The organism is Streptomyces sp. NPDC004065, from assembly GCF_044903565.1.
GTDB lineage: Bacteria > Actinomycetota > Actinomycetes > Streptomycetales > Streptomycetaceae > Streptomyces.
In genome coordinates, this window is sequence record NZ_JBJDQT010000005.1 from 68,799 (window position 1) to 94,017 (window position 25,219).

Annotated in this window: 20 protein-coding genes; 9 read left to right on the forward strand and 11 right to left on the reverse strand. The window is 74.1% G+C overall.

Annotated features, from left to right (window positions below; genetic code table 11):
• Window positions 1-750: 750 nt before the first annotated feature.
• Window positions 751-2,364 carry a D-alanyl-D-alanine carboxypeptidase/D-alanyl-D-alanine-endopeptidase gene (gene dacB, locus ACI2LW_RS08805; RefSeq protein WP_404730470.1) on the reverse strand — a complete coding sequence of 538 codons (1,614 nt, stop codon included), beginning with the start codon at window positions 2,362-2,364 and terminating at the stop codon, window positions 751-753.
• A 79-nt stretch (window positions 2,365-2,443) separates the two neighbouring features.
• Between dacB and ACI2LW_RS08810 the strand changes: the two genes are divergently transcribed.
• Both ACI2LW_RS08810 and ACI2LW_RS08815 read left to right on the forward strand, forming a co-directional pair.
• Complete coding sequence (locus tag ACI2LW_RS08810; protein ID WP_404730601.1) at window positions 2,444-2,935, forward strand: inorganic diphosphatase; 492 nt, start codon at window positions 2,444-2,446, stop codon at window positions 2,933-2,935.
• 170 nt (window positions 2,936-3,105) lie between these two features.
• Window positions 3,106-4,860, forward strand: coding sequence for a threonine/serine exporter ThrE family protein (locus tag ACI2LW_RS08815; protein WP_404730471.1), 1,755 nt, complete (start codon window positions 3,106-3,108; stop codon window positions 4,858-4,860).
• A 57-nt stretch (window positions 4,861-4,917) separates the two neighbouring features.
• Here ACI2LW_RS08815 and ACI2LW_RS08820 read toward each other — a convergent pair whose 3' ends face one another.
• Window positions 4,918-6,015 (reverse strand): DedA family protein, encoded by a 1,098-nt coding sequence (locus ACI2LW_RS08820; RefSeq protein WP_404730472.1) that lies wholly within the window; start codon window positions 6,013-6,015, stop codon window positions 4,918-4,920.
• A 165-nt stretch (window positions 6,016-6,180) separates the two neighbouring features.
• On the reverse strand, window positions 6,181-6,942 hold the full coding sequence (locus ACI2LW_RS08825) for a MerR family transcriptional regulator (protein ID WP_404730473.1): 762 nt from the start codon (window positions 6,940-6,942) through the stop codon (window positions 6,181-6,183).
• A 247-nt stretch (window positions 6,943-7,189) separates the two neighbouring features.
• Here ACI2LW_RS08825 and ACI2LW_RS08830 point away from each other — a divergent pair, with 247 nt between their 5' ends.
• Together ACI2LW_RS08830 and ACI2LW_RS08835 are read left to right on the forward strand one after the other, a co-directional pair.
• Window positions 7,190-8,473: an ion channel protein gene (locus tag ACI2LW_RS08830; protein WP_404730474.1), complete on the forward strand. Its 1,284-nt coding sequence runs from the start codon at window positions 7,190-7,192 to the stop codon at window positions 8,471-8,473.
• 40 nt (window positions 8,474-8,513) lie between these two features.
• Window positions 8,514-9,926: a glutamate decarboxylase gene (locus ACI2LW_RS08835; RefSeq protein ID WP_404730475.1), complete on the forward strand. Its 1,413-nt coding sequence runs from the start codon at window positions 8,514-8,516 to the stop codon at window positions 9,924-9,926.
• Between the two features lie 292 nt (window positions 9,927-10,218).
• Here the strand turns inward: ACI2LW_RS08835 and ACI2LW_RS08840 are convergent, their stop codons facing one another.
• Both ACI2LW_RS08840 and ACI2LW_RS08845 read right to left on the reverse strand, forming a co-directional pair.
• Window positions 10,219-11,679 carry an aldehyde dehydrogenase family protein gene (locus ACI2LW_RS08840; RefSeq protein ID WP_404730476.1) on the reverse strand — a complete coding sequence of 487 codons (1,461 nt, stop codon included), beginning with the start codon at window positions 11,677-11,679 and terminating at the stop codon, window positions 10,219-10,221.
• 237 nt (window positions 11,680-11,916) lie between these two features.
• Window positions 11,917-12,741, reverse strand: a complete 825-nt coding sequence (locus tag ACI2LW_RS08845; protein WP_404730602.1) for a helix-turn-helix domain-containing protein — start codon at window positions 12,739-12,741, stop codon at window positions 11,917-11,919.
• 333 nt (window positions 12,742-13,074) lie between these two features.
• Between ACI2LW_RS08845 and ACI2LW_RS08850 the strand changes: the two genes are divergently transcribed.
• On the forward strand, window positions 13,075-13,581 hold the full coding sequence (locus tag ACI2LW_RS08850; protein WP_404730477.1) for an ATP-binding protein: 507 nt from the start codon (window positions 13,075-13,077) through the stop codon (window positions 13,579-13,581).
• Window positions 13,582-13,674: 93 nt separating this feature from the next.
• On the opposite strand, the gene ACI2LW_RS08855 is transcribed toward ACI2LW_RS08850, so the two are convergent.
• The 4 genes from ACI2LW_RS08855 to ACI2LW_RS08870 form a co-directional block, all read right to left on the reverse strand.
• Window positions 13,675-13,944, reverse strand: coding sequence for a DUF397 domain-containing protein (locus ACI2LW_RS08855; protein WP_404730478.1), 270 nt, complete (start codon window positions 13,942-13,944; stop codon window positions 13,675-13,677).
• Window positions 13,945-14,170: 226 nt separating this feature from the next.
• Entirely contained in the window at window positions 14,171-14,656 is a 486-nt protein-coding gene (locus tag ACI2LW_RS08860) for an SRPBCC domain-containing protein (RefSeq protein WP_404730479.1), read from the reverse strand.
• Window positions 14,653-15,000 carry an ArsR/SmtB family transcription factor gene (locus ACI2LW_RS08865; RefSeq protein ID WP_404730480.1) on the reverse strand — a complete coding sequence of 116 codons (348 nt, stop codon included), beginning with the start codon at window positions 14,998-15,000 and terminating at the stop codon, window positions 14,653-14,655. The genes ACI2LW_RS08860 and ACI2LW_RS08865 overlap by 4 nt, the downstream gene beginning before the upstream one ends.
• A 7-nt stretch (window positions 15,001-15,007) precedes the next feature.
• Window positions 15,008-15,382, reverse strand: a complete 375-nt coding sequence (locus ACI2LW_RS08870; RefSeq protein ID WP_404730481.1) for a VOC family protein — start codon at window positions 15,380-15,382, stop codon at window positions 15,008-15,010.
• A gap of 143 nt (window positions 15,383-15,525) precedes the next feature.
• Here ACI2LW_RS08870 and ACI2LW_RS08875 point away from each other — a divergent pair, with 143 nt between their 5' ends.
• Together ACI2LW_RS08875 and ACI2LW_RS08880 are read left to right on the forward strand one after the other, a co-directional pair.
• On the forward strand, window positions 15,526-16,053 hold the full coding sequence (locus ACI2LW_RS08875) for a hypothetical protein (protein WP_404730482.1): 528 nt from the start codon (window positions 15,526-15,528) through the stop codon (window positions 16,051-16,053).
• 92 nt (window positions 16,054-16,145) lie between these two features.
• Window positions 16,146-16,682 (forward strand): DUF4232 domain-containing protein, encoded by a 537-nt coding sequence (locus tag ACI2LW_RS08880; protein WP_404730483.1) that lies wholly within the window; start codon window positions 16,146-16,148, stop codon window positions 16,680-16,682.
• A 265-nt stretch (window positions 16,683-16,947) separates the two neighbouring features.
• Here the strand turns inward: ACI2LW_RS08880 and ACI2LW_RS08885 are convergent, their stop codons facing one another.
• Entirely contained in the window at window positions 16,948-18,108 is a 1,161-nt protein-coding gene (locus ACI2LW_RS08885; RefSeq protein WP_404730484.1) for a DUF2786 domain-containing protein, read from the reverse strand.
• Window positions 18,109-18,372: 264 nt separating this feature from the next.
• Between ACI2LW_RS08885 and ACI2LW_RS08890 the strand changes: the two genes are divergently transcribed.
• Both ACI2LW_RS08890 and ACI2LW_RS08895 read left to right on the forward strand, forming a co-directional pair.
• Window positions 18,373-19,167 carry a Clp protease N-terminal domain-containing protein gene (locus tag ACI2LW_RS08890; RefSeq protein ID WP_404730485.1) on the forward strand — a complete coding sequence of 265 codons (795 nt, stop codon included), beginning with the start codon at window positions 18,373-18,375 and terminating at the stop codon, window positions 19,165-19,167.
• A gap of 176 nt (window positions 19,168-19,343) precedes the next feature.
• Window positions 19,344-21,125 (forward strand): bifunctional 3'-5' exonuclease/DNA polymerase, encoded by a 1,782-nt coding sequence (locus ACI2LW_RS08895; protein WP_404730486.1) that lies wholly within the window; start codon window positions 19,344-19,346, stop codon window positions 21,123-21,125.
• Window positions 21,126-21,147: 22 nt separating this feature from the next.
• On the opposite strand, the gene ACI2LW_RS08900 is transcribed toward ACI2LW_RS08895, so the two are convergent.
• On the reverse strand, window positions 21,148-24,804 hold the full coding sequence (locus ACI2LW_RS08900) for a BTAD domain-containing putative transcriptional regulator (RefSeq protein ID WP_404730487.1): 3,657 nt from the start codon (window positions 24,802-24,804) through the stop codon (window positions 21,148-21,150).
• Window positions 24,805-25,219 lie beyond the last annotated feature (415 nt).

Here is a 25,219-nt window from a genome sequence, read left to right on the forward strand (position 1 = left end):
GGGCCGTGGACGCGGATGCGGCTCCGGCGGGGGCCGCGGGGCGGCGGACGCAGGCCCGGGCGAGGGCGCGCCGCCCGGACGGGGCCGTGGACGCGGATGCGGCTCCGGCGGGGGCCGCGGGGCGGCGGACGCAGGCCCGGGCGAGGGCCCGCCGCCCGGACGGGGCCGTGGACGCGGATGCGGCTCCGGCGGGGGCCGCGGGGCGGCGGACGCAGGCCCGGGCGAGGGCCCGCCGCCCGGACGGGGCCGTGGACGCGGATGCGGCTCCGGCGGGGGCCGTTGGATGCGGATCAGGCCCGGGCAGGGGCCACGCACGCGGGGCAAGGCCCAGGTACGGCGCGCGACGCGAGCAACGCTCAGGCAGGGCAGGACACGGGCAGGGCCCGGGCGGAGCGCGACCCGATCAGGGCTCGGGCGGCGGCCCCCGACGCATATCACCCCCGAGCAGGAGCCACACACCCGGGCAAGGCCCAGGTACGGCGCCGCGACGCGAACAACGCTCAAGCGGGGCAGGACACGGGCAGGGCCCGGGCGGAAGTCGCGCACGCCCGGGGCGGAGCCCAGGACCGAACCCCAGACGCCCAGCAAAGTCCAGGCCCAGGCCACCCACGCCGGGCAAAGTCCAAGCCCGGGCGCCCGCGCCGGGCAAAGCCCACACCCACGCCGCCCGCACCGGGCAAAGCCCACACCCACGCCGCCCACGCCGGCGGAACCCGGACCGGGCGGCCGGCCGCCCGGTCGGCCCCGCCGTTACCGGCAGCCGCAGGCCGCGAGGGCTGTGGCTGCCCGGTCCAGGGCGGCCTGGGCGGCGTCCGCGGACGGGGTTTCCTCGGTCAGGAAGGCGAAGGCCAGCAGGTGGCCGTCGCGGTCGACGGCGGTGCCGGCCAGCGCGTTGACGCCGGTCAGCGTGCCCGTCTTGGCCCGGACCACCCCGGCCGCGCCGCCCTCGGTGTAGCGGCCGCTCAGCGTGCCGGTGAAGCCGGCCACGGGCAGGCCGGTGAGGACCGGCCGCAGTTCGGGGTGGGCCGGGTCGGCCGCCTTCCGCAGCAGCGCGGTGAGCAGGTCGGTGGTGAGCTTGTCGGCGCGGTTCAGGCCGCTGCCGTCGTGGAAGGCGGCGCCGGCCAGCGGCAGGCCGAGCCCCTTCAGCCGGGCGGTGACCGCGGCGGCGCCGCCGGTGAAGTCGGCCCGGCCGCCGGTGGCGGCGGCGGTCTGGCGGGCCAGCGCCTCGGCGATGTCGTTGTCGCTGTTGGTAAGCATGCGTTCGACCAGGTCGGACAGCGGGGGCGAGGAGACGGTCGCGAGGGTCTGCGAGCGGCCGGTGGCCTTGGACGGGCCGGGGGCGGTGGTGTGCACGCCGTGCGCGGCCAGCAGGCGGGCGAAGGTGCGGGCCGCCTCGGCCGCCGGGTCGGCCACCCGCGGCGCCGGGCCGCTCTCCGAGCCGTCGGTGCGGCCCTCGTCGGTCATCAGGGCGCTGACCGGGGCGAGGTTCTCGTTGACGCCGATGGGGTGCAGGACGGGACCCGTGTACAGGGTGGTGTCGTAGGACAGCGTCACCCTGCTCACGCCCCGCTGGGCCAGGGCCGCCGCCGTGCGGTCGGCCAGGGTGCGCAGGCTCGCCCGGCCGCGGGCGTTCTCGCGGGCGGTCAGCGTGGGGTCGCCGCCGCCGACCAGGACGAGTTCCCCGGTGTCGGGTTCCAGGGCGGCGCGGGTGGTGAGGCGGTGGTCGGCGCCGAGGGCGGAGAGCGCGGCGACCGCGGTGGCGATCTTCGTGGTGGAGGCGGGGGTGAGCGCCTCGCCGGTGTCCCGGCCGTACAGGCGCCGCCCGGTGGTGACGTCGACGACGGACGCGGACCGGCGCGCGCCCAGGGAGGCGTCGGCGAGCAGCGGGTCCAGGACGCCGGCGAGGGCGGGCCCGTCGGCGGCGGACTTCACCACGGGGCCGCCGCCGGTGAGGCCCGCCAGCACCGGAGGAGCGCTGGGCGCGGCCGGGGCGCCGTCGGGCGCGCCGGAGGCGGCGGAGGTGCCGGACCGGCCGGACGTACCGGACCGGTGGCCGTGATCTGCGCCACCCGCGCGCTCCAGGGCGATGGCCCGGTCGCGCTCGGCCGTACGCTGACCCGTGGAGTCCCAGGGGCCGGCGGCGGTCACCACCCCGGCGGCCAGCGCCAGCCCGGCGGTGGCGGCACCGGCGGTGAACTGCCAGGTCCGCGGCACGGCCGGGCGCTCGCGGACGGTCCACGCGGGCCGCGCGATCCGCGGCCCGGCGGCCTTCAGCGCCCGCGCGAGACGCGGTCGTGCGGCCCGCGCGAGGCGTGCCAGACGCGGTCCCGCCGCCCGCCAGGCCCTCAGCTCCGGCACGACCACCAGCCCCTTTCGCGATCACACACCTGCGTGAGGGACACTTAATCACCAGAACTATGTGCTGATCATGGAGGAGCCACCGGTGGAGTTCGACGTCACGATCGAGATTCCGAAGGGTTCGCGGAACAAGTACGAGGTGGACCACGAGACCGGTCGTATCCGCCTGGACCGCCGACTCTTCACGTCGACGAGCTACCCGGCCGACTACGGCTTCGTCGAGAACACCCTCGGCGAGGACGGTGACCCGCTGGACGCGCTGGTCATCCTGGACGAGCCGACCTTCCCCGGTTGCCTCATCAAGTGCCGCACGATCGGCATGTTCCGGATGACGGACGAGGCCGGCGGCGACGACAAGCTGCTGTGCGTGCCGGCGTCCGACCCGCGGGTGGAGCACCTGCGGGACATCCACCACGTGTCGGAGTTCGACCGTCTGGAGATCCAGCACTTCTTCGAGGTCTACAAGGACCTGGAGCCCGGCAAGTCGGTCGAGGGCGCCAACTGGGTGGGCCGCACCGAGGCCGAGGCCGAGATCGAGCGGTCCGTCAAGCGCTTCCAGGAGCACGGCGGTCACTGACCGGCGCGCTGCCATCGGGCCGCGGGCCCCCCCGCGGGGGGCACGCGGCCCGTTCGTGTCGCGGCGCCCTCGGCCGGTCGTGTCGCGGCGCCCTCCGCCGGTCGTGTCGCGGCGCCCTCTGCCGCGCATACTGAGAATTACGGAATGTGTCGTTCAGGGAGCGTTGCTCAGTGACGGATGCGGAGGACCGCAAGCCGCAGTCGGACCAGGCCGGGAGCGCCTTCACACCTCCCAGGGGAACGCCGGTGAACCAGGTCACCCAGGTGATGCCGGTGGTTCCCGCCCCGCCCGCCACCCCGCCGGCCGACGGGGAGTCGTCCACGACGTCCGAGTTCGCCGTCCCCAGGGGGCTGGCCGTGCCCAAGGCGGGCAGCGAGTCGGAGACCACCTCCGAGTTCGCGCTCCCGGCGGGCCTGGAGGCGCCCGAGCCGCCGGCGGCCGAGCCGGAGGGCTCCGCGTTCAGCCGGCCGAGCCTGTACAGCGCCCGGCAGGCGCCGCCCGCCTTCACCCCGCCGGGCGGGACCCCGGCGGTCAGCCTCACCAAGGACGTCCCCTGGCAGGACCGGATGCGCACCATGCTGCGCATGCCGGTGGCCGAGCGCCCGGCGCCCGAACCGGTGCAGAAGGCCGAGGAGGGCGGCCCGGCCGTCCCGCGCGTGCTCGACCTCACCCTGCGCATCGGCGAGCTGCTGCTCGCGGGCGGGGAGGGCGCCGAGGACGTGGAGGCGGCGATGTTCGCGGTCTGCCGCTCCTACGGCCTGGACCGCTGCGAGCCGACCGTCACCTTCACCCTGCTGTCGGTCACCTACCAGCCGTCCCTGGTGGACGACCCGGTGACCGCCTCGCGCACGGTACGGCGTCGCGCCACCGACTACACCCGCCTGGCGGCCGTGTTCCGGCTCGTGGACGACCTGAGCGACCCGGAGACCCATGTCTCCCTGGAGGAGGCCTACCGGCGGCTGGCGGAGATCCGCCGCAACCGGCACCCCTACCCCGGCTGGGCCCTGACCGGGGCCGCGGGGCTGCTCGCGGGCGCGGCCTCCATGCTGGTCGGCGGCGACCTGGTCGTGTTCGTGGCCGCGGCGCTCGGCGCGATGCTCGGCGACCGGCTGGCCTGGCTGTGCGCGGGGCGCGGGCTGCCGGAGTTCTACCAGTTCACGGTGGCCGCGATGCCGCCGGCCGCGATCGGCGTGGCGCTCACGGTGGCGCACGTGGACGTGAAGGCCTCCGCGGTCATCACCGGTGGGCTGTTCGCGCTGCTGCCCGGGCGGGCGCTGGTGGCCGGCGTGCAGGACGGCCTGACCGGCTTCTACATCACCGCCTCCGCGCGTCTGCTGGAGGTCATGTACTTCTTCGTCGGCATCGTCACCGGGGTGCTGCTGGTGCTGTACTTCGGCGTGAAGCTGGGCGCGCAGCTCAACCCGGACGCGGCCCTGGGCGTCAACGAGCGCCCGGTGGTGCAGATCGTCGCCTCGATGCTGCTGTCGCTGACCTTCGCGGTGCTGCTCCAGCAGGAGCGCTCCACGGTGCCGCTGGTGACGCTGAACGGTGGCGTGGCGTGGGTGGTCTACGGCGCCATGCACTACGTGGGAGGCATCTCGCCGGTGGCCTCCACGGCCGCCGCGGCAGGCCTGGTGGGGCTGTTCGGGCAGCTGCTGTCGCGCTACCGGTTCGCCTCCGCGCTGCCGTTCACCACCGCCGCGATCGGTCCGCTGCTGCCGGGCTCGGCGACGTACTTCGGCCTGCTGGCCATCGCGCAGAACAACATCGACAAGGGGCTGGTGTCCCTGGCCAAGGCGGTGTCGCTGGCCATGGCCATCGCGATCGGGGTGAACCTCGGCTCGGAGATCTCCCGGCTCTTCCTGCGGCTGCCGGGCGGCGCCGCGGCGGGACGCCGGGCGGCCAAGCGGACCCGGGGCTTCTGAGCCGCGCGCCGCACCGCCCGGCCGCCGCACCGCCCTGCCGCCGCGCACCCGGCGCCGCTACGGCGCGCGGTAGTACCCGCCCTGGTCCGGGTGGCGCACGTCCTGGCCGTACTCGTGACCGTCGCGGCCGTACCCGTTCCCGCCGGACCCGTTCGCGTCGTACCCGTTCCCGCCGTACCCGTTCCCGCCGTACCCGTCGGCGCCGCGGCCGTACTCGTTCCGCTGCTGCTCGCCGCCGTAGGGCTGCTGCGGGTACTGCTCCCCGTAGTGCTGCTGGTCGTGGCCGTACTGCTGGTCGTGGCCGTACTGCTGGTCGTGGCCGTACTGCTGGTCGTGGCCGTACTGCTGCTCCGGCCGGGGCGCCTGGTCGCCGTACGGGTACGGCGGCTCGATGCGGCGCAGCCGGGTCGTGGCGTCGTCCGTCACGGGCTGCTGGTACGCCTGCTGGTACGGCTGCTGCCCGTACGGCGCGGGCGCCTCCGCCTCCTGCCGGAAGGCCGGCCCGGACGGCCCGGACGGCCCGGACGGCTTGTCGCCCCGCTTGGCGCGGGCGCGCAGGTACTCGATGGCGATCGGGACCACCGAGACGAGGACGATCAGGATCAGGATCGCCTCGATGTTGTTCTTGACCACGTCGTGCTTGCCCAGCCAGGAGCCCAGCAGGGTCACGCCCGCGCCCCACAGCACGCCGCCGATGACGTTGAAGGTGACGAAGGACCGGTACCGCATGCCGCTGACGCCGGCGATGATCGGCGTGAACGTGCGCACCACCGGTACGAAGCGGGCCAGGACCAGGGACTTCGGGCCGTACTTCTCGAAGAACTCGTGCGCCTTGGTGACGTTCTCCTGCTTGAACAGGCGCGAGTCGGGGCGGTTGAAGAGCGAGGGCCCGACCTTCTTGCCGAACATGTAACCCGCCTGGTCGCCGAGGACGGCGGCAAGGCAGATGAGGGCGATCGCGGCCCACAGCGGGAAGTCCATCTTGCGGGAGGTGATCAGCAGACCGCAGGTGAACAGCAGGGAGTCGCCCGGCAGGAAGAACCCGATGAGCAGACCGGACTCGGCGAAGACGATGAGGAGCAGGCCCCAGATGCCGAAGGTGTCGAGGAGATGGTTCGGATCCAGCCAGCTCGGTCCGAGGGCAAGCGTCGTCACGGTTCCGGGCTCCTGAGGGGGTGAGGGCGTACGGCGGCGGGTCGGCCTCCGTGGTGCTGCCGCACAAAGCTATCAACGCCCGGTGGGCCCGCCGGGTTCCACGGGTGCCGGCGGGCCCGGCCCGGGAGCGACCGCCCCTCACCGCCCGCTGCCGGGCCGGTGCGCTCAGGCGGCGTGCCGGGCCGCGTTCGCGAGGATCGCCTCGCGCAGATAGGCGGCCAGCCCGGGCCGGATGCTCTCGTACGTCGCGGTGAAGCGCGGGTCCGCGACGTACATCTCGCCCAGGCAGGTGTGCATCTCGTACCCGCAGTCGTAGAAGCTCGCGGAGACGAACCGCCGGTGCTCCTCGGCCACGTCCATGGCGGCCCGCGAGCCGGCCGGCTCGCCCGCCTCGAGCAGCCCGGCCATCCTGCGGTGGATGGCGTCCTGCTCGTCGTTGATCCGCTTCCAGTCCTCCTTCGTGTACGACGCGGTACGGCGCCGGGACTGCCGCCAGGCCTCGGTGTCGCCCCAGCGCTCCTGGACCTCGCCGGCGTACCGGTCGGGGTCGAAGTCCCCGAACACCTCGAACTTCTCCTCAGGGGTCAGGTTGATCCCCATCTCGCGCGCCTCCAGTGCGTGCTCCACGGCCGCGGCCATCTTGCGCAGCTTCTCGATCCGGTCGGTCAGCAGCTCGTGCTGGCGGCGCAGGTGCGCGCGCGGGTCCGTGTCCGGGTCGTCGAGCAGGGCCGCGACCTCCTCGAGCGGGAAGCCGAGCTCCCGGTAGAACAGGATCTGCTGCAGCCGGTCGAGGTCGGCGTCGCTGTAGCGCCGGTGGCCCGCGTGGCTGCGCCCGCCCGGGACGAGCAGGCCGATCTCGTCGTAGTGGTGCAGCGTGCGCACCGTCACCCCGGCGAAACCGGCGACCTGTCCCACGGAGTAGCCCACTTCCGCTCCCTTCCCTTCTTTTCCGTGCACCCCCAAGGCTGCGGCCTCACGCGGCGTGAGGTGCAAGTCCGTGCGGCGCGAGCCCCCCTCACGGCCCGGACGGGCCGGACGACCCCGGACGGCCCCGGAAGGCCTCGGACAGCCCGGACGGCCCGGACAGCCCCGGACAGCTCGGACGGCCCGGGCGGTCCGGACGGCCCCGGATGTTGCACCCGTTTTGTCGGCTTGATCCGCTTATGGTGTTGCGGTGGCCCAGGACAGCGCACGGCAGGCACCCGCCGCTCCCGCGGCGCCCGCCCGCGCCCTGCTGGCCTCGTTCCTGCCCGCCCTCGCCGTCGGCATCGGCTCCAGCGTGCTGTACCTGCTGATGAGCGGGCTGGCCGAGCGGCTGCAGGAGGTGCTGTGGGGGCCCCTGCCGGACGCGCTGGGCATCGGCCCGTACTCCGCGGTCTGGATCCTGGTCATGCTGACCGCGACCGGCGTCCTGGTGGGACTCGTGGTGTGGAAGGCGCCGGGCCACGCGGGCCCCGACCCGGCCACGCTGGGCCTGACCGCCGTCCCGCTGCCGGTGGGCACGCTGCCGGGCCTGGCGATCGCGGCCATGCTGATGCTGGCGGGCGGGCCGAGCCTCGGCCCGGAGAACCCGATCATCGGGGTGAACGTGGCGCTGGCGTTCTGGCTGGGCCACCGGCTGGCCCCCCGGGCGCCCGGCCCGCTGTGGCCGCTGCTGGCGGAGGCCGGCACGATCGGCGCACTGTTCGGCACCCCGGTGGCGGCCGCGCTGGTCGTCTCCGAGGCGCTGGCCGGGCGGCCGATGAGGGGCGCGCTGTGGGACAACCTGTTCGCGCCGCTGACCGCCGGAGCCGCCGGCGCCATGACGACAAGCCTGATCGCCCACCCCACCTTCGACCTGGGCCTGCCCCCGCTCGGCCACCCCGGCTGGGCCGACCTGCTCGCCGCCGTGGTGATCGCCTGTGCGGGCGCCCTGCTCGGTCTGACCGCCGTGTACGCCTTCCCCCACGTCCATCGCGCCTTCTCCCGGCTCGGGCATCCGATGCTGGCCCTGCCGCTCGGCGGGCTCGTACTGGGCGGGCTCGGCGTGCTGGGCGGTCATCTGACCCTGTTCAAGGGACTGTCGGAGGTCAAGGAACTCGCGCACGACCCCGGCGGCTGGACGGCGGGGCAGTTCGCCGGCATGGCCGTGGTGAAGCTGGCCGCCCTGCTGGTCGCCGCCTCCTGCGGCTTCCGCGGCGGGCGGATCTTCCCGTCGGTCTTCATCGGCGCCGCCCTGGGACTGGCCGCCCACGCCCTCGTGCCCGGCGTGCCCGAGACGCTGGGCATCGCGGCCGGGGTGCTGGGCATGCTCCTGGCCATCACCCGGCAGGGCTGGGTGAGCCTGTTCACGGCCGCGGTCCTCGTGGCCTCGCCGACCATCATCGCCCTGCTGTGCGTCGCCTCGCTGCCGGCCTGGCTGCTGGTGACCGGGCGACCGCAGATGCAGCTCAAGGAGGACGGGACGGCGATCAGATGACCGTCCCGGCCGATGGTTCCACTTCCCAGGAGGCCGTTGCATGCCGCTGCACCCAGGACACGACAGGCCCGACGAGCGCCCGCTGTCCGTCAACCCGTTCTACGGGCTGGCCAACCCGGCCGCCGAGATGGCCGAGGCGCCGCCCAAGCACCGGCTCGCCGAGACACCCCTGACGCCGTCGACGGCGTACCAGCTGGTGCACGACGAGCTGATGCTGGACGGCAACTCCCGGCTGAACCTGGCCACCTTCGTCACCACGTGGATGGAGTCGCAGGCCGGGGACCTCATGGCCGAGTGCCGCGACAAGAACATGATCGACAAGGACGAGTACCCGCGCACCGCCGAGCTGGAGCGGCGCTGTGTGGCGATGCTCGCCGACCTGTGGCACGCGCCGGACCCGTCGGCGGCCGTGGGCTGTTCGACGACCGGGTCGAGCGAGGCCTGCATGCTCGCCGGGATGGCGCTCAAACGGCGGTGGGCCCGGCGCAACGCCGACCGCTACCCCTCGCCGGACGCCCGCCCCAACCTGGTCATGGGCGTCAACGTCCAGGTGTGCTGGGAGAAGTTCTGCAACTTCTGGGAGGTCGAGGCCCGCCAGGTCCCGATGGAGGGCGAGCGGTACCACCTGGACCCGCAGGCGGCCGCCGAGCTGTGCGACGAGAACACCATCGGGGTCGTCGGCATCCTCGGTTCCACCTTCGACGGCTCCTACGAGCCGATCGCCGACCTGTGCGCGGCCCTGGACGCCCTCCAGGAGCGGACCGGCCTGGACGTCCCGGTGCACGTCGACGGGGCGTCCGGCGCGATGGTGGCGCCCTTCCTGGACGAGGACCTGGTGTGGGACTTCCGCCTGCCGCGCGTGGCCTCGATCAACACCTCGGGACACAAGTACGGGCTGGTCTACCCGGGTGTGGGATGGGCGCTGTGGCGGGACCAGGCGGCGCTCCCCGAGGAGCTGGTCTTCCGGGTCAACTACCTCGGCGGCGACATGCCGACCTTCGCGCTCAACTTCTCCCGCCCCGGCGCCCAGGTCGTGGCCCAGTACTACACCTTCCTGCGGCTGGGCCGTGAGGGGTACCGGCAGGTGCAGCAGACGACCCGGGACGTGGCGCGCGGGCTCGCCGGCCGGATCGCGGAGCTGGGCGACTTCCGGCTGCTCACCCGCGGCGACGAGCTGCCCGTGTTCGCCTTCACGACCACGCCGGAGGTGAAGGCGTACGACGTCTTCGACGTCTCGCGGCGGCTGCGGGAGAGCGGCTGGCTGGTGCCCGCGTACACCTTCCCGCCGAACCGCGAGGACCTGTCCGTGCTCCGGGTCGTCTGCCGCAACGGCTTCTCCACCGACCTCGCCGAACTGTTCCTGGAGGACCTGCGCCGGCAACTGCCCGGTCTGCGCCGCCAGCCGCACCCCCTCACCCACGACAAGGCGGCAGCGACCAGCTTCCACCACTGAGACCAGCCGGCCCGTTCCGGGCGACCTCCAGGCCCCTGGCCCGGGCCGTCGCGGCCACCCGGGCCGGGGGACGGGTTCGCCGGTCCGGGGCCGCCCGGGCCGGGGGGCGTCGCGGGCGGGTGGGGCGGCTAGTGCTGCGACCGGAAAGGTTCACCGGCTCACGACGCCCGGCACGGCACCTCGCCGCGTTGTCGCATCACCCGAGTACGTCCAGTACGCGGGTGATGCTCCGCCTTGCGATGCACCGCACCGGACGCCGCGAGCTTTCCGGCAAACCTTTCCGGCCACAGCACTAGAAGGGGAACGCGCTCCGGCCGTGCTGGACGGAGATCCACTTCACCGTGGTGAAGGCGTCCAGCATCGCCTCGCCGTTCAGCCGGCCGATGCCGGAGTGCTTCTCGCCGCCGAACGGGACGATCGGCTCGTCGTGCACCGTGCCGTCGTTCACGTGGAACATGCCGGAGTCGACGCGCTTGGCGAAGGCGACGCCCCGCTCCACGTCCGCGGTGTGCACGGCGCCGCTCAGGCCGTAGGGCGTGTCGTTGACGATGCGCAGCGCCTCGTCCTCGCCGTCGAACGGGACGAGGAAGACGACCGGGCCGAAGACCTCCTGCCGCAGCAGGGCCGAGTCGGCGGGGACGTCCGTGAGCACCGACGGCTCGACCAGGTTGTCGGTCGTACGGCCGTGCACCAGGGCCGTCGCGCCCTCGGCGACCGCCTGCTCCACGACGCCGGACACGGCGTTCGCCTGGGTGGAGTTGATCACCGGGCCGATCACCGTGTGCGGGTCGCGCGGGTCGCCCACCTTCAGCGACTTCACCTTGGCCACGAACTTCGCGGTGAACTCCTCGGCCACCGAGCGGTCGACCAGGACGCGGTTGGCCGCCATGCAGACCTGCCCCTGGTGGACGTAGCGGCTGAAGACGGCCGCGTCCACCGCGTACTCGACGTCGGCGTCGGCGAGGACCACGAGCGCGCTGTTGCCGCCCAGTTCGAGGACCGAGCGCTTGAAGTGCCGGGCGCAGACGGTCGCGACGTGCCGGCCGACCTTGTCCGAGCCGGTGAAGGAGATGACCTTCGGCACCGGGTGCTCGAGGAAGGCGTCGCCGATCTCGGCGATGTCGGTGACCACCACGTTGAGCAGGCCGCCCGGCAGACCCGCGTCCTCGAAGATCTTCCCGACCAGGGTGCCGCCGGTGACCGGGGTGTTCTGGTGGGGCTTGAGGACCACGCCGTTGCCGAGGGCCAGGGCCGGCGCGACCGACTTCAGCGACAGCAGGAAGGGGAAGTTGAAGGGGCTGATCACGCCCACCACGCCGACCGGGACGCGGTAGACGCGGTTCTCCTTGCCGTCGGCCGGGGACGGCAGGATCCGCCCCTCCGGGCGCAGCGCCAGATGGACCGCCTCGCGCAGGAACTCCTTGGCCAGGTGCAGCTCGAAGGCCGCCTTGAGCCGGGTGCCGCCGAGCTCGGCGATGATCACCTCGGCGATCTCCTGCTCGCGCTCCTCGACCAGGCGCAGCGCCTTCTCGAGGACCGCGCGGCGGGCGTAGGGGTTGGTGGCGGCCCACTCCTTCTGCGCGCGGGCGGCCGCTCTGTAGGCCTGATCCACCTCGTCCGCCGTGGCTATGGTGATCGAGGCCAGCTTCTCGTCGTCGTACGGGTTGAAGTCGATGATGTCCCAGGACCCGGTGCCCGGGCGCCACTCGCCGTCGATGTACTGCTGGGCCAGGTCGGTGAAGTAGGACGACATGTGATCCCTCAATCCCCTGCTGCCGAGGCGGTGAAGCAGTCGGAGCCGAGCAACTTCCGATCACTTCTTCACGGTCTGATCGTTCACACCTGATCGTTCACAGCCGATCCTGCGCGGTCTGATCGAACGTCATCGTACTTGCGCGGCGGGACAGTTGGCTGCCGGCTTCGATGTCCCGCCGACGTCCTGCGGACGTTCCGGGGAGGTCCCGCGGACGTCGCCCCGCGGCAGGGCCCGCTAGGAGAGCTGGAGCAGCCCGCGGAGCACGTCGCGGCTCGCGTCCGGCCCCGGACTGTCGTGCTGCAGCTGCTCGATCGCCTTCTCGTACTGGGCGACGTCCTCCCGCTTGTCCAGATAGAGGGCGCTGGTGAGCTGCTCCAGATAGACGACGTCCGACAGATCGGACTCCGGGAAGCTGAGGATGGTGAACGCGCCCGACTCGCCGGCGTGCCCGCCGAAGCTGAACGGCATCACCTGCAGCCGCACATTGGGACGCTCGGAGACGTCGATCAGGTGCTGCAACTGGCCGCGCATCACCTCGCGGTCGCCGTAGGGGCGCCGCAGGGCGGCCTCGTCCAGGACGATGTGCAAGTCGGGGGCGTTCTCCGAGACCAGGTACTTCTGCCGCTCCAGGCGCAGCGCCACACGCCGCTCGACATCGGCCTCGCTCGCGCCCCGCATGCCCCGCCGGACCACCGCGCGGGCGTACGCCTCGGTCTGCAGCAGCCCGTGCACGAACTGCACCTCGTAGACGCGGATCAGCGACGCCGCGCCCTCCAGGCCCACATAGGTGGGGAACCAGCTCGGCAGCACGTCGGAGTAACTGTGCCACCAGCCCGCGACGTTGGCCTCCTTGGCGAGCGAGAGCAGCGAGGTGCGCTCGGCCTCGTCCGTGATGCCGTACAGGGTCAACAGGTCTTCCACGTCCCGGGTCTTGAAGCTCACCCGGCCCAGTTCCATGCGGCTGATCTTCGACTCCGAGGCGCGGATCGAGTACCCCGCCGCTTCCCGCGTGATCCCCCGTGCTTCACGCAGCCGCCTGAGTTGCGAGCCGAGCAGCATGCGCCGCACCACCGATCCTGGCTCTCCCGCGCTCACGTTCGCCAGCCTCCCCAACCGTCTTCAGGGGCCGCAGTCTGCCACTAAATCACTCCGAGCTGTACTCGTGCGATTACGGAAACGGAAAGAGAGCCAAGAAAACGCACAGCGAGAGGCAAGAAGGAGGCAAGCGACGGACGAGAAGATGGCGGAAAAAATGACCAGCAAGCGGTACAGGAGTGTCCAATTCGGTCGCGTGCACGTGCATCTGCCCTTGCATCTGCTGTACGCATCCGAAACCATGGTCCCGCACCACCGCCGCATCGCTTCGACCGCGAATTCCCGGGAGTGCCTCGCATGGGGACGAATGGATCGACCATGCTCGAGCCGTTACGGCAGGGCCTTCCGCCGCTGGACCCCGCGGCCGTGTCCAGCGCCGCCTCCTGCGCTCTGCCCGCCCGCTACGAAGCCGTGCGCGAGGCCCGGAAGTTCACCCGCGTCACTCTGGACCAGTGGGAACTGGCCGACCGCTTCGACGACGTCTGCCTGGTGGTCTCGGAACTGGTCACCAACGCCCTCCGGCACGCGCTGCCGGCGTCCGCGCCGCGCTGTCGCGAGCCGGGCCGGGAGGCCTCGCCCGTGCGGCTGCACCTGCTGCGCTGGACCGGACGCCTGGTCTGCGCGGTGCGCGACCCGAGCCAGGACAGCCCGGTCGCCCGGGAGACGGACGACTTCTCGGCCGAGTCGGGCCGCGGCCTGTTCCTCGTCGACTCCTTCAGCGACGGCTGGGGCTGGCACCCGATGGCCGGCGCCCTCGGCGGCAAGGTCGTCTGGGCGCTGTTCCGGCTCCGCCCCGGCGAATGACGCTCCGCCGCGTCCGCGCATGCCGCTTTTCTACGCGCGTCACCCGGTGCGCGGCGGCGGGTGCACGGCGGCGTCCGCCGCACCCCCCGGGTCTCAGCCCGCGATCAGATGGTCGAACTCGCCGTCCTTGATGCCGAGCAGCATCGCCTCGATCTCCGCGCGCGTGTAGACGAGCGCCGGACCGTCGGGGAAGCGGGAGTTGCGCACGGCCACCTCTCCGCCCGGCAGCCGCGCGAACTCCACGCAGGAGCCCTGCGAGTTGCTGTGCCGGCTCTTCTGCCAGGCCACCCCGCGCAGCTGCGTGGCCGCCATGCCGTTGTACACGTCGTACTGCCCGTACACGTCCTCAACGTCGTGGTCCACAGGTCGCTCCCCGGTGGTGCACTGGCCGTGCGGTGCGGCCATTGATGCATCGGTCAACTGACCCGGATCATAACCCCGTTCACCTGCAGATGCATGAGCATATGCACGTGCACGTGGAGTGGTTCGATGGTTACAGCTTTGACGTTCGCTTTACCGAGACTGCCGTGCGCGGCCGTCCCGCGACCGCGGCCGTCCCTCGTACGCGGCCGTCCCCCCGGCCGCGGCCTCACGGGAGCCGTTCCAGCGCCTGCCCCAGAGCCCGCAGCACATGCGAGCGCCAGCCCCCGTCCATGATTCTGCGTGCCATCATCTGGGCGGGGTCGTCCGGATCGAATCCCTCGTGCACAAGGAAGAGACGCGTACCGCGGCCTTCCTGTTCCAGCGTCCATGTGAGGGTCCAGTGGACGGTGCCGGCCGGATCGGCGTCGGCCCAGCGGACGGACAGCGTCCGCCCGGCCTCGTAGGCAAGCACCTCGACGTCGACGGCCCCGGAGAAGTTCGTGTTGGGCCGCGGGACCGAGGTCATCCGGTAGCGGTGGCCGACCTCCAGCCGGAAGCCGTCCGCCCCCTCCATCTGCCACTGCGCGAGCAGCGCGGGCTCGGTGAGGGCACGCCAGACCTTGGCGGGCGGGTGGGGGTAGAACCGGTCGACCCGGATGGTGGTGAGGTCGTCGGACGCGGAGGTGTCGTGGGGGTCGGGCGGAGTGGTCATGGGCGGTCATCGTCGGGCATGCGGTCGAGCAGATCGCCGAGGTCCTTCATGCGGTCGCGCCAGAACCGCTCGTACGGGTGCAGCCAGTCCTGCACCTCGGCGAGCGGGGCCGCCTCCAGACGGTAGATGCGCTGCCGGCCGGAGCGCTGCTCGGAGACGAGACCGGCCTCCCGGAGCACCTTGAGGTGTTCCGAGAGGCTGGGGCGGCGCATCGCGAAGTGGTCGGCCAGGGCCTGGACGGGCTGGGGGCCGTCCTCCCGCAGCAGTCGCAGCACCTCACGGCGCGTGGCGTTGGCGAGCGCGGCGAAGACGCGGTCCTCGGCGGCGGTTCCCGTCCCGTTCATCAGGCCGTCAGAAGCCTTCCTTCTCCGTCAGGAGCATCAGGCCGTTGCCGTCGGGGTCGCGGAAGGCGGCCATCCGCCCCCAGGGGAGGTCGTCCGGCCCCTGCACGGACACCCCCGCCCGCGCGAGCCGCGCGCAGTCGGCGTCGACATCGGTGGTGACCAACATGATCCCGCGGGCGGAGCCGGGCACGAAATCCCCCATGCCCGGGCCGGACAGCGTGAACACGGTCTGCGCGCCCGCGGGGGCGACCTGGAGCCACCGGCCCTGGGGCATCTCCCGGTCCACGACGACGTCAAAACCGAGGACGTCCTGGTAGAAGCGCAGGGCCCGGTCCTGGTCGGTGACGGGGAGGGTGACGAACGAGGCGTGAGTGATGTTCATGGGAAGGACAATAGGTAGGAGTTTCCCTACGTGTCAACCGTAGGAATTTCCCTACCACTATGGGGGCGGGCCCGGCAGTTGGTAGCTTGCTGCGGTCGTACCGGCCGCCGGGCGGCCGACCGGTTCAAGCTTGGGGGCACGCAGTGACCAGGACGACGAGGGCGGCCACGACGGCCGGGGCGGTGCGCATCGCGGCGGCGGGTCTGCTCGGCGCGCTGGCGCTGACCGCGTGCGACAGCGGCGGCTCCGGGGACGACGGCCCGGCCGCATCCCGCGCGACCAGGACCGCGGACACCGGTGGCGGCACGGGCGGCGACGGCAAGAGCGGCGGCGCGAGCGGCGGTACGACGGCCAAGGCGGGCGAGCTGGACGGCAGTTGGCTGACGACCAGCGGCGGCCGGGCCGTGGTGCTGATCCTCCACGGCAGCCGGGCGGCGCTGTTCTCCACCGACCGGACCACCTGCTCGGGAACCGTCTCCGGGGCGGCCGGCGGGCAGGTGATCCGGCTCGACGCGCAGAAGTGCGGGGCGCGCGCCGAGGGCACGGTGGACTCTGTCAACAGGACGACGCTGCGCGTTACCTGGAAGGGTGATCTTGGGCAGGAGTCGTACACCCGGTCCGAGGGGCCGGCGCTACCCTCGGGTCTCCCCACGGCGAGTATCGGCTCCTGACGTTCACCAAGGCCGGTGGCGGGGCGGGCAACCGTGCCGCACGCTCGTACGTGATGATCCTTGAGCATCGTCACGACCCAAGGAACCACCTCATGCGCGCCATTCCGATCACCGTCACCGCTCTCGCCGCGGCCCTTCTCCTCACCGCGTGCGACAGCGGCGGCGGAAGCAGCAGCGGCCCCGACACCGGCAGCAAGAACACCGACGGCACGGCCTGCCGGATCGGCCAGGTCGGGCTGCAGGTCGGCCCCGCCAACGAGGCCCCCGCCGCCGGGGACACCGGCAACGTGCCCGTCACCCTCACCAACCGGGGTGCCAAGTGCACCCTGGAGGGCTTCCCGGGCATCGTCCTGTCCGCCGGGAGCACCTCCGCGACCGTACCGGCGGACAAGGCCGGCCGGCCGCAGAAGCTGACCCTGGCCAAGGACGACACCGCGTCCTTCACCCTCACCTATGTGCGGGGCGAGGAGGGCGACGCCAAGAGCCTGCGCGCCTCGTCGCTGAAGATCGCCCTGCCGGGCACGGCCGACGCCCAGAGCTTCAAGTGGTCCTACGGACCGGTACGGGGCAAGCAGGCCGTCACCGACCCGGACGCGTCGGTGACGGCGTTCCAGCAGGCTGGAGACTGACGCGGCACCCCCGCCGCCCGTCCTGGGCCCGACCGTCTCCGGGGCCGACCGTCTCCGGAGCCACCCGTCCCGGGCCGACCATCCCGAGGCTGCCCGTCCCTGGGCCGCCCGTCTTCCGGGCCGCCCGTCTTCGGGGCCGACCGTCTTCCGGGTCGCCCGCCCTGGGGCCGCCCGTCTTCGGGGCCGGCACCTGGCCGGCCGGACCACCGCCATCCCGGGACCGACGCCCGTCCGGCGGGCACTCACCCGAGGCGGGCGGCGTGCGTCAGCGCAGTGGGGGGCGTGGGGGACGCGTCTCCTGGGGACGGGGCCCGACCCGAGCCCGGTCCGCCGCGCGGGCGCCCTCCGTCCAGCCCGCCGCGTCGCTCACCCCGCGCAGCCGGGTCGTGGTGGTCTCCGGGAACATGCGCTCGAGCCGGTCGCTCACCGCGACGTCCCGGCTCGCCAGGACGGGCAGCAGGTCGTCGGTGACCTGGGCCCGGGCGGCGGTGGCGAGGCGGGTGCCGATGCGGTGGGCGTAGGCGGCGAGGAAGGACTGCCGGAAGGTCTTGGTGCGTCTGCGCCCGCCCGCGCGCTGGGCGGCCTCCGCCCGGGTCATCGCGGCGGTGGCCTGCACGAGCAGCGAGGTGTAGAGAAGTTCGACCGCGTCGAGGTCGGCCTCGAAACCGACGACGGTGGAGAAGCCGAAGGGTTCGTTCCACACGGCCCGGCAGTGGTTCGCGTCGGCGACGGCGTCCAGCAGCACGGCCTTGGCCTGCTCGTACGGCGGCTCGACGCCGATCCGGCAGGCGCTCGGCGCGTCGGGCGAGGGCGCATGGGCGGCGAGCAGCGCCTCGTCGATGCTGTGCCGGGCCATCAGCTCCTGCGCCTTGGCGCTCAGCGCCTCCGCCTCCTCCGGGTAGCCGGTCGCCTCGGCCTTGGCGAGCAGCGCGCGGATCCGGGCGAGCATGCGGGACCCGGCCGCGTCGGCCGTACGCCCGTGCGCCCCGCCCGGCCTTCCCTCGCCGCCGCCGTACTCGTCGAGGGGCTCCAGGGCGGGCAGGCGCAGCAGCAGGCGGTAGAGCTCCAGGACGGCGGTGGCGTACGAGAAGCGGTCGGTGCGGGGCGGCTCCCCCGCGGGCAGTGCGGCGAGCTGGGCGGTCCAGCGGGGTCCGCGCGGCCGGTCGCGCCCGGCCTGCGCCCGGACGAGCGCGGCCGCCAGCCGTACGTGCGTGTCGTCGAGCTCCCGCCGCACGATCCGCACGACGTCGGCGGGCTGCCAGCCGCGCCGCCAGGCCGCCGCGACGAACTCCTCGCCGCGCCGGGCGAGTTCGGCGTCGGCCGCCGGGTCCGCGGCCAGCAGCGAGGCCGCCGCGTCCAGGTCCTCGTCGGCGGTGGTGCCGAGGGCGGCGCGGAAGGCGCGGTCGACGGTGGTCGGGGTGCTCACACGCCGATCGTGCCACGGGGGTACGACAACCGGGCGGGCGCGGGTCGAGCGCACTGTCCACAGCCTGTGGACAACGGGCGGTAGGGCGATGGACGGGCCGGAAGGCCGGACAGAGCCCGGGCGACAGGGACCGGGCGGAGGGCGAGCGGTAGCCGACGGCGGGGGCGGACGGCGGGGAACGGACGGCGAGGACGGACGGACCGGCCACCCTCAACTGTCAACCCACGGTTGACGGCAAGCCCGGCGTCAACCTACGGTTGACACATGACGAACCCCTCCATGCGGCCGACCGTCCGTCTGGACGACCTCATCTCGGCCATCAAGAAGGTCCATCAGGAACCCCTCGACCAGCTCCAGGACGCCGTACTCGCCGCCGAGCACCTCGGCGAGGTCGCCGACCACCTCATCGGGCACTTCGTCGACCAGGCCCGGCGCTCCGGCGCCTCCTGGACCGACATCGGCAGGAGCATGGGCGTCACCCGGCAGGCCGCGCAGAAGCGGTTCGTGCCGAAGGAGTCCGCCGATCCCGACCCCAGCGGGGGCTTCAGCCGCTACACCCCGCGCGCCCGCAAGGTCGTCATGGCCGCCCACGAGGCGGCCCAGGCGGCCCGCAGCCCCGAGGGACTGCCCGCGCACCTCGTGCTCGGCCTGCTCACCGAGCCGGAGGCCCTGGCCGCCCGGGCCATCACCGGCCAGGGCCTCTCCCTGGACGCGGTCCGCGAGGCCGCGACCGCCGCGCTGCCGCCGGCCTCCCCCGACGCGCCCGAGCTGGTCCCGTACGGCCCGGCCGCCAAGAAGGCCCTGGAACTCACCTTCCGCGAGGCCCTGCGCCTCGGCCACAACTACATCGGCACCGAGCACATCCTGCTGGCCCTGCTGGAGCTGGAGAACGGCGAGGGCCTGCTCAGCGGTCTCGGCCTGGACAAGGCGCGCACCGAGGAGTACGTCGCGGCGGCGCTCGCGGAACTGCTGAAGGACCGCGAGCCGGAGGAGCAGCGGCAGCAGGAGGAGCAGCCGGAATCCCGCCGCGCACCCCGGCAGGACGGCGAGCAGGCGTAGGGGCCGCTCCGGCTGCCCTCCTCTCCGTCCGGTCTCCGTCCGGTCTCCGTCCGGTCTCCGTCCGGTCCGTCCGGTCTCCGTCCGGTCTCCGTCCGGTCCGTCCGGCTGCTCACCTCTCCGTCCCCCTGAATCCGCAGGCCGGGGCCGTTGTCAGCGGTGCCTGCGACACTCGCGGCATGACCGGCCGATGGGCTCTGGCTCCGACCGAGGACGGTGGCGCGGAGGTCGCCCCCCTCGGTCCCGGCGGGCTGCCCGCCGGGCCGGTGCGCCGGGAGCCGGACCTCGTCGCGGCCGTACGCACGCGGCCGGACGTCACGCGCTGGGTGTGGCGCGCCACCCAGGAGGTCTATCCGCGTCTGCTCGCCGCGGGGGTGCGAGTGGAGCGGTGCTACGACATCGAGGACGCCGAGACGCTCCTGCTCGGGCATGAGGGGCGGCACGGGGAGCCCCGCTCGGCGGCCGCCGCCCTGGCGCGGCTGCGCGGCGGTCCCGTGCCGCCCGACCCGCCGCAGCGGTCCGCCGCACCGGGCGCACAGTCCCCGCTCTTCGAACCGCCGGTGGCACGTCCGCCGCTGGAGGACCTGCTCGCGGTCTACGCCGAGCAGCAGCGGCGGCACGACCGGACCACGCACCCGGACCGGATGCGCCTGCTGACCGCCGCCGAGTCCGCGGGCATGCTGGTGGCCGCCGAGATGAACCGCGCGGGCCTGCCGTGGAGCGCGCAGGTGCACCGGGAGGTGCTGCGCGAACTGCTCGGCGAGCGGTACGCGGGCGGTGGCGAGCCGCGCCGCCTGGCCGAGCTCGCCGACGAGGTCTCCGCGGCCTTCGGGCGCCGGGTGCGGCCGGACCTGCCCGCCGAGGTGATCAAGGCGTTCGCCCGGGCGGGGATCAAGGTCAGGTCCACCCGGCGGTGGGAGATCCGCTCCGTGGACCACCCGGCGGTGGCGCCGCTGCTGGAGTACAAGCGGCTGTACCGGATCTGGGTCGCCCACGGCTGGTCGTGGCTGCAGGACTGGGTGCGGGAGGGACGGTTCCGGCCGGAGTTCCTCGCCGGCGGGACGGTGACCGGCCGCTGGGTGACCCACGGCGGTGGCGCCCTGCAGATCCCCAAGGTCATCCGCCGGGCCGTCGTCGCCGATCCCGGGTGGCGGCTGGTCGTCGCCGACGCCGACCAGATGGAGCCGAGGGTGCTGGCGGCGATCTCCCGCGACCCGGGTCTGATGGAGGTCGCCGGCCGGGAGAGCGATCTGTACCAGGCCGTCTCCGACCGCGCCTTCTCCGGCGACCGTGCGCAGGCCAAGCTCGCGGTGCTCGGCGCGGTCTACGGCCAGACCTCGGGCGACGGCCTGAAGAACCTGGCCGCCCTCAGACGCCGCTTCCCCAAGGCCGTGGCCCATGTCGACGAGGCGGCACGGGCCGGTGAGGAAGGGCGGCTGGTGCGGACCTGGCTCGGCCGGACCTGCCCGCCGCCCGCCTCCGCGGCCACGGAGGCGGACGAGGACGCGACCGGAGAGGCGGGACTCCCCCAGGACGACCCGGCCGAGCCGCCCGGACGGGGCGGGTGGGGCGGGTCGGGCGGCCGGGGCGGACGCGCCGGACCGTCCGGGCACCCGGACTCCCCCGACGACACCGAACAGGGCTGGATGCCCGGGTACGCCTCGGGCGACGCCCGCGCCCGGGGCCGCTTCGCGCGCAACTTCGTCGTCCAGGGCAGCGCCGCCGACTGGGCCCTGCTGATGCTCGCCGCGCTGCGCCGGGCCTGCCGGGACATGGCGGCCGAACTGGTCTTCTTCCAGCACGACGAGGTGATCGTGCACTGCCCCGAGGAGGAGGCCGGCGCGGTCGTCGAGGCGATCCGGGAGGCGGCGGAGCTGGCGGGACGGCTCACCTTCGGCGAGACCCCGGTGCGCTTCCCGTTCACCACGGCGGTGGTCGAGTGCTACGCCGACGCCAAGTGAGCACGCACGGGCGGGTTCCGCCTCACACCGGCTCCGGGGCGGGCGGCGCCCCGGCGAGGAGCCTTCTCAGTTCGCCGGTGACGGCCCTGTCGTCCGTGCCGTCCAGGGCGGCGAGCGCCGCCCGCCACTGGGCGTACGCCTCCTCCGGGCGCCCCTGCTCGCGCAGCAGAAGCCCCTGCTGGTGGCGGGCGAGGCCGCCGGTGTAGCGGTCGGCGCGGGCGTCGGCGCGGCGCAGCAGTTCGGCGCACTCGCGGTGGGCCCGTTCCACGTCGTGCAGCCGGCGCAGCGCGCGGACCAGACCGAGCCGGGTCTGCGACTCCCCGTGCCAGTCGCCGTGGCCGCCCAGGATGCGCAGGCTCTCCTCGAAGTGCCGTGCGGCGGCGGCCGGTTCGCCGAGCGTCAGACGGGCGTACCCGATGTTGCAGTGCGCGGTGTGCTGCACGATCACCGCGCCGATCGCGTCGCCGATGGCGAGCGAGCGCAGGTGCTGCTCGATGGCGGCCCGGGGGTCGGTGTGCTCGTAGAGGTTGCCCAGGTGGCTGTGGGTGACGGCCTCGCCGTAGGGGTCGTTGAGCCGGCGGGAGTACGCCAGGCTCTGCCGCAGGGCCTCGCCCGACTCGGCGTACCGGCCGAGTCCTTCGAGCAGCAGGCCCCGGTTGTTCAGGCCGCGCCGGACCCGCGAGGCGACGCCGAGCCGCCGCCAGATCGCGAGGGAGCGGTCGTTGAGGGCGAGGGCCTCGCTGTGCCGGCCGGTCAGGAAGTGCAGCCCGGCGAGATCGCCCAGCGCGTACGCCTCGGCCGCCTCGTCGCCCAGCCGGCACGCCACGTCGAGCGCGGCCCGCCCGAGCACCTCCATCTCGGCCACCCGCCCGCTGCGCTGGGCGTACGGGAAGAACAGCCGCAGCAGCGTGGAGAGGTGGGCGGCCCGTCCCCGGCCGGGGTGGCCGCCGCCTGAGCCCGCGTGCCCGTCGGCGCCCTCGGCGCCGTACCGCTCCGCCAGGGCGACGACGTTCTCCAGCTCCGCGTCGGCCCAGGCGAAGGCTTCCTCGGCGGAGCCGAAGGGCGGCACGCCGAGCACGTCGTCGGGGTGCCCGGGCGGCCGGCTCGCGGTCGGCCGGCGCCGGTCGTCCCGCTCGTGCCCCGGCTCGAGGAGGGCGGTGAGCAACCGGTCCGAGACGGCGGCGTACCAGCGCAGCGCCACCTGGACGGGATCGGCGCCGTCGCGGGAGGCGGCGGTCCCGGAGACGGCGGTCCCGGAGACGGCGGTCCCGGAGACGGCGGTCCCGGAGACGGCGGGCGCGGAGACGGCGGGCGCGGAGACGGCGGGCGCGGAGACGGCCGGGGGCTGGGCGTCCGGCTGGGCGTCCGGCTCGGCGTCCGGCTCGGCGTCCGCGAGCTCGCGGGCGAAGTCCCGTACCAGGTCGTGCGGGGCGTACCGGCCGTAGGCGGGCTCCTCCAGGAGGGCCACGTCGACGAGGCGGTCGAGGGCGGCCTCGGCACGGGGCTCGCCGGTGCCGGTGAGGCGGGCGAGCAGCGGCGCGCCGTACGAGGGCAGGTCGAGCGCGCCGATGCGGCACAGGGCGAGCGCGGCGTCCCGGTCGGCCTCGCGGTCGGAGGCGGCGAGCGCGTCGTGGGCCACGGCCAGCGAGCGGCGCACGCTCAGGTCGTCGTACTCCAGGTGCCGCAACCTGCTGCCGGTCTCGGCCAGTTGACCGGCCAGCACGTCCGGGGTGAGGGCGCTGCGGGCGGCCAGGCGGGCGGCGACGACGCGCAGGGCCAGCGGGAGCCCTCCGGTGAGTTCGACGAGCGGGTGCCACGCGCCCGGCGCACCGCCGCCCGCCTCCGTGCCGTCCCGTCCGGACACCGCGCGCAGCAGCGCCGCGCTGTCCTCCCCGGACAGCGGCGCGAGCGGGAAGCGACGGGCGCCGTCGAGGGCGGCCAGCGGGGAACGGCTGGTGACGATCACCGCGCAGCCCGCCCCCGCCGGCAGCAGCGGCCGTACCTGTGCGGCGCTCGCGGCGTCGTCCAGGACCAGCAGCGTGCGGGTCGGCGCGAGCAGGGAGCGCAGCAACGCGGCGGCGTCGTCGGGGTGTTCGGGGATGTGCCGCGGGTCGGCGCCCAGGTCGCGCAGCAGGGAGCGCAGCGCCTGGGCGGGGCCGAGCGGTTCCATCCCGGGGGTGGCGCCGTGCAGGTTGACGTAGAGCTGACCATCGGGGAAACGTTCCAGCAGCCCGTGCGCCACCTGGAGCGCCAGGGCGCTCTTGCCGACGCCCGCCATACCGCTGACCACGACGACGCGGGCTCCCTCGCCGCCCCGGCCGGTCAGCTCCCGGCGCACGGCGCGCGACACGTCGTCCCGCCCGGTGAAGTGAGCGGGCGGGGGTGGGAGTTGGGCGGGCCGGGGTGGTGGTGGGGCGTGGGTGGCTGGGGTGGTGGGGGTGTCGGGGGTGGCGCCGGTGGCTCGCCCGGCAGGCGATTCGGGCTCGCCGGGTCCACGGCCCTCGCCCGGCCCGACCGACTCGTGCGAACCACCGGACTCGTGCGAACCACCGGACTCGTGCGAACCCCTCGACTCGTGTGACCCGCGGCATTCTTTCGGCACACCAGACACATGTGGCCCACCGGACGCGCCCGGCCCGTCAAAGCCCCGCGGCCCTTTTCCTTGCGACCTCTGCGACTCCCGGGCCTCGGTTGACTCCCCGACCTCCGTGGACTCCCCACCCTCCGGAGACTCCCCGCCCTCCACGGACTCCCCGGCCTCCCGCGCCCCTCCGCGCCCGTCGCCCGGAGCGCGGAGCACCTCCAGGTGCGCCTCGCGCACAGCCGCCCCCGGTTCGACGCCCAGTTCCCCGACCAGACGGGCGCGCAGGTCGCGGTGGACGGCCAGGGCCTCGGAACGGCGGCCGGTGCGGTGCAGGGCGAGCATCAGCTGCCGGTGATACGCCTCGCGCAGTGGATGCTGGGCGGCCAGGGCCGCGAGTTCGGGCACGAGGCCGGCCGCCCGGTTGCCACCCAGGGCGAGCTCGGCGTCGTAGCGCCACTCCAGGAGCAGCAGCCGCTCCTCCTCCAGCCGCTGGACGACGCCGTACCCGCCCGGGACGGTGGGCAGGCCGCTGAGCGGCGTGCCGCGCCACAGGGTGAGCGCCGCCGTGCAGGCGCGCACCACCGCCGCCCAGTCCGCTCCGGCGTGCGCCGCGCGTGCCTGCGCGAACCGGGCCTCGAAGAGATGGAGGTCCAGCTCGCCCCGCTCGGCCCGCAGCACATAGCCGGGCGGTACGGTGCGCAGCCGTCCGGGGTCGTCGAGCAGACGGCGCAGCCGCGTGACGTGGTTGTGCAGCGAGGCCCGCGCGGAGGCCGGCGGGTCGCCGTCCCACAGCGCCTCCTCCAGCGCCTCGGCGGAGACGACGCGCCCGGCCTCCAGCAGCAGCGCCGCGAGCAGCGCGCGCACCTTGGGGCTGCCGATGGGCCGGACGGCGGGCCGGGGAAGGAGCCTGCCCGCCGTACGGGCCTGGCCGGCATCGTCGGTCCGGTCGCCCTGGCCGGCCTGGCCGGCCCGGCGGGCCTGGCCGACCTGGTCGGCGCCGCGGGCCGGCCGGCCGGCGCCGTACTCCTCGTGCGCGACGGGCTCGTACAGGATGGGCGGTCCCAGCAGTCCGAACCGCAGCCCGTACCGCGTCACGCCGTCCACCGTCCTCCAAAGGGGCCGCCGACGGCCGTGCCTCGACGGCGGGCGCTTCCCGTCGCCCTCGGCCGGGCGGCGGCCGGTCCGCACCCACCGGGCGAATCATTGGCCACATGTTAGCGATCCGTTGGCCCGATCTGATGTGATCATTCCATCGGATCCGGACCGACGGTGCGCGCGTAGGACGCGCAACTCGGGGGAGTGTCGCCGCCGGCCCTGGTCCGGGAACGCGAGGGGTCCCGGTCGGCAGAGGTGAACGACCGGGGCCTCGTCCGCGCCCGGCCACCGCACGGACCGCGCCTTCCCGGCGACGCCTCGTCGGCCCGCCCGACCGATCCCCGCAGGACCGCAGCTTCCCCGGCGGCGCCTCGTACGCTACCCCTGAAGATCGACACCCGGCCCGGGGCGCCCG

What these genes read in the sequence shown, in the direction of transcription:
- ACI2LW_RS08840 (WP_404730476.1), bottom strand. Translation starts at nt 11,679, where the DNA reads ATGTCGTCCTACTTCACCGACCTGGCCCAGCAGTACATCGACGGCGAG.
- ACI2LW_RS08850 (WP_404730477.1), top strand. Translation starts at nt 13,075, where the DNA reads ATGGGGACGAATGGATCGACCATGCTCGAGCCGTTACGGCAGGGCCTT.
- ACI2LW_RS08865 (WP_404730480.1), bottom strand. Translation starts at nt 15,000, where the DNA reads ATGAACGGGACGGGAACCGCCGCCGAGGACCGCGTCTTCGCCGCGCTC.
- ACI2LW_RS08870 (WP_404730481.1), bottom strand. Translation starts at nt 15,382, where the DNA reads ATGAACATCACTCACGCCTCGTTCGTCACCCTCCCCGTCACCGACCAG.
- ACI2LW_RS08860 (WP_404730479.1), bottom strand. Translation starts at nt 14,656, where the DNA reads ATGACCACTCCGCCCGACCCCCACGACACCTCCGCGTCCGACGACCTC.
- ACI2LW_RS08845 (WP_404730602.1), bottom strand. Translation starts at nt 12,741, where the DNA reads ATGCTGCTCGGCTCGCAACTCAGGCGGCTGCGTGAAGCACGGGGGATC.
- ACI2LW_RS08890 (WP_404730485.1), top strand. Translation starts at nt 18,373, where the DNA reads ATGACGAACCCCTCCATGCGGCCGACCGTCCGTCTGGACGACCTCATC.
- ACI2LW_RS08895 (WP_404730486.1), top strand. Translation starts at nt 19,344, where the DNA reads ATGACCGGCCGATGGGCTCTGGCTCCGACCGAGGACGGTGGCGCGGAG.
- ACI2LW_RS08835 (WP_404730475.1), top strand. Translation starts at nt 8,514, where the DNA reads ATGCCGCTGCACCCAGGACACGACAGGCCCGACGAGCGCCCGCTGTCC.
- ACI2LW_RS08880 (WP_404730483.1), top strand. Translation starts at nt 16,146, where the DNA reads ATGCGCGCCATTCCGATCACCGTCACCGCTCTCGCCGCGGCCCTTCTC.